The organism is Streptomyces sp. NPDC054840 (assembly GCF_053611065.1).
In genome coordinates this window covers 1-3,904 of the sequence record NZ_JBSGZP010000680.1, presented here as the reverse complement: position 1 = coordinate 3,904, position 3,904 = coordinate 1, and the positions used below count along the sequence as shown (strand labels likewise).

Genomic DNA, 3,904 nt, shown 5'->3' with positions numbered 1-3,904 from the left:
GCCCGCACCTCCCCCGTGAGGGGAAGGGCGGGCCGCTTCGGGTGAGGGCTACGCCTTGCGGAGGCGGAACGTCAGGCCGAGGGACTCGTCCGTGAACGGGTCACCGTACGAGGCCGCGTCCGCCGCGCCGGACGCGAAGTCCGTCGCCAGGACCTCGTCCGCGATCAGGCCCGCGTGGTCCGTCAGGGCCGTGACGACCTCCGGGTCCTCCGAGGACCAGCGGAGCGCGATGCGGTCGGCCACATCGAGGCCGGAGTTCTTCCGGGCCTCCTGGATCAGGCGGATCGCGTCACGGGCCAGGCCCGCCAGCCGCAGCTCCGGGGTGATCTCCAGGTCCAGGGCGACCGTCGCGCCCGAGTCGGACGCCACCGACCAGCCCTCGCGCGGGGTCTCCGTGATGATGACCTCCTCCGGCGAGAGGGCGATCTCCTCGCCGTTCAGCGAGATCACCGCCGAGCCCGCCCGCAGGGCCAGGGACAGCGCCGCCGCGTCGGCCGCGGCCACCGCCTTGGCGACGTCCTGGACGCCCTTGCCGAAGCGCTTGCCCAGCGCCCGGAAGTTCGCCTTCGCCGTCGTGTCCACCAGGGACCCGCCGACCTCCGACAGGGAGGCCAGGGAGGTGACGTTCAGCTCCTCCGTGATCTGGGACTGCAGCTCGGGGGAGAGCGCGTCGAAGCCCACCGCGCCGACCAGGGCCCGGGAGAGAGGCTGGCGGGTCTTGACGCCCGATTCGGCCCGCGTCGCCCGTCCCAGCTCCACCAGGCGGCGGACCAGCTGCATCTGCTGGGAGAGGGTCGGGTCGATGGCCGAGGTGTCCGCCGTCGGCCACGTCGACAGGTGGACCGACTCCGGGGCGTCCGGGGTGACCGGGACGACCATGTCCTGCCAGACCCGCTCCGTGATGAAGGGGGTCAGCGGGGCGAGGAGCCGGGTGACCGTCTCGACCACGTCGTGGAGGGTGCGCAGCGCGGCCGCGTCGCCCTGCCAGAAGCGGCGGCGCGAGCGGCGGACGTACCAGTTGGACAGGTCGTCCACGAAGGCGGAGAGGAGCTTGCCCGCGCGCTGGGTGTCGTACGACTCCATCGCCTCGGTGACCTCGGCGACCAGCGCGTGGAGCTCCGAGAGCAGCCACCGGTCGAGAACGGTGCGGTCGGCCGGGGCCGGGTCGGAGGCGGAGGGCGCCCAGTTCGACGTACGGGCGTACAGGGCCTGGAAGGCCACCGTGTTCCAGTACGTGAGGAGGGTCTTGCGGACGACCTCCTGGATCGTGCCGTGGCCCACGCGGCGCGCGGCCCACGGGGAGCCGCCCGCCGCCATGAACCAGCGCACCGCGTCCGCGCCGTGCTGGTCCATGAGCGGGATCGGCTGGAGGGTGTTGCCCAGGTGCTTGGACATCTTGCGGCCGTCCTCGGCGAGGATGTGGCCCAGGCAGACCACGTTCTCGTAGGACGACTTGTCGAAGACGAGGGTGCCGACCGCCATCAGCGTGTAGAACCAGCCGCGCGTCTGGTCGATGGCCTCCGAGATGAACTGCGCCGGGTAGCGCTTCTCGAAGATCTCCTTGTTCTTGTGCGGGTAGCCCCACTGCGCGAACGGCATCGAGCCCGAGTCGTACCAGGCGTCGATGACCTCCGGCACGCGGACCGAGGTGAGGGCGCAGCCTTCGTGCGTGCAGGTGAAGGTGACGTCGTCGATGTAGGGGCGGTGGGGGTCGAGCGAGGAGTGGTCCTGGCCCGAGAGCTCGGACAGCTCGGCGCGGGAGCCGACGCAGGTGAGGTGGTTCTCCTCACACCGCCAGATCGGCAGCGGGGTGCCCCAGTACCGGTTGCGGGACAGCGCCCAGTCGATGTTGTTGTTCAGCCAGTCGCCGAAGCGGCCCTGCTTGACCGAGTCGGGGAACCAGTTCGTCTTCTCGTTCTCCCGCAGCATCGCGTCCTTGACGGCGGTGGTGCGGATGTACCAGGACGGCTGCGCGTAGTAGAGCAGGGCCGTGTGGCAGCGCCAGCAGTGCGGATAGCTGTGCTCGTAGGCGATGTGCTTGAAGAGCCGTCCGCGCGCGGCGAGGTCGGCGGTCAGCTTCTCGTCGGCCTTCTTGAAGAAGACGCCGCCGACCAGCGGGACGTCCTCCTCGAAGGTGCCGTCGGGGCGGACCGGGTTCACGACCGGCAGGCCGTACGCGCGGCAGACCGCGAGGTCGTCGGCGCCGAAGGCGGGGGACTGGTGGACCAGACCGGTGCCGTCCTCGGTCGTGACGTACTCGGCGTTCACGACGTAGTGGGCGGGCTCCGGGAACTCGACGAGGTCGAAGGGGCGCTCGTAGGTCCAGCGCTCCATCTCCTTGCCCGTGTAGGTCCGGCCGGTGGCCTCCCAGCCCTCGCCCAGGGACTTCTCCAGCAGCGGCTGGGCGACGACCAGCTGCTCCTCACCGTTCGTGGCGACGACGTACGTGACGTCGGGGTGCGCGGCCACGGCGGTGTTGGACACCAGGGTCCAGGGGGTGGTCGTCCAGACCAGCAGCGCCGCTTCGCCCGCGAGCGGGCCGGACGTCAGCGGGAAGCGGACGTAGACCGACGGGTCCACGACCGTCTCGTAGCCCTGGGCCAGCTCGTGGTCCGAGAGGCCGGTGCCGCAGCGGGGGCACCAGGGGGCGACGCGGTGGTCCTGGGTGAGCAGACCCTTGTTGAAGATCTCCTTCAGCGACCACCAGACGGACTCCACGTACTCGGGGTCCATGGTCCGGTAGGCGTCGTCCAGGTCGACCCAGTAGCCCATCCGGGTCGTCAGCTCGGTGAACGCGTCGGTGTGGCGGGTCACGGACTCGCGGCACTTGGCGTTGAACTCGGCGATGCCGTACGCCTCGATGTCCTGCTTGCCGTTGAAGCCCAGCTCCTTCTCGACGGCGAGCTCGACGGGCAGGCCGTGGCAGTCCCAGCCGGCCTTGCGGGCCACGTGGTAGCCGCGCATGGTGCGGAAGCGGGGGAAGACGTCCTTGAAGACGCGGGCCTCGATGTGGTGCGCGCCGGGCATGCCGTTCGCGGTGGGCGGGCCCTCGTAGAAGACCCACTCGGGGCGGCCCTCGGACAGCTCCAGGGTCTTGGCGAAGGTCTTGCTCTCGCGCCAGAAGTCGAGGACGGCGTGCTCAAGGGCGGGCAGGTCGACCTGGGCGGGTACCGGGCGGTACTGCGGCGGTGTGGTCATGAGGCTGAACTCTTCCTCCGGCGGGGTGTCATTCCGTCCGGAGGGACGAGAGCACTGCTGCTCCCGCGGTACCACCCTCCTTGGCCGCCGGACGGATCCGGTGGCCCCCTCATTGGGGTGCGAAGCCGGTTCTACTCGCCCTACGGGTATCCCGTGCGGGCTTTCTTCCGGCGGCTCAGGGGTGATCCTTCACATCGCGCTCGCCCCCGGGCTCTCACCGTCCCCGGGTCGCTCCTGGCTGCGTACGACGCTACTCGTCCCCGTCCATGCCTTTCGCTGGGGCCAGTGTACGGGCCCGGGGGGCGCACGGCAGACCGGTTTACGGGGGCCCGTGCGGGGGCAGCCGGCCCGGCGTGGCGGGGCTGTGGCGAGGGTCCCGGCGCGACCCCGGTGTGCCCCCGGCGTGACCCGAACGGGCCTGCGGTGGCGCTTCCGACTCGGGTGGGGCGGGAGTGGCGGATTACCAGGGCTCCTGATGGGCACAACGGATGCAGGCTGACCTCGACGGATGCGTGCCCCGTTGCCGCGGGGCCGGTGTCGATTTATCGTTCCGGCACGATTCGCGAGCGAAGATCACATTATGTGAAGGGGCCGCGGCCATGGTGGCGAAGAAGACCGCCGGGAGTACTGCCAAGAAGGCTGTCGGGAAGGCGGCGGTCTCCGAGGACGCGGCCGCCGCCAAGAAGGCGACCGCTGTCCGGAAGAC

General features: G+C 70.6%; 1 protein-coding gene. It reads right to left on the bottom strand.

Features of this window, described 5'->3' with window-relative positions:
- Positions 1-48: 48 nt before the first annotated feature.
- Positions 49-3,198: an isoleucine--tRNA ligase gene (ileS, locus tag ACWGIU_RS32120; protein ID WP_453711630.1), complete on the bottom strand. Its 3,150-nt coding sequence runs from the start codon at positions 3,196-3,198 to the stop codon at positions 49-51.
- Positions 3,199-3,904: the final 706 nt, after the last annotated feature.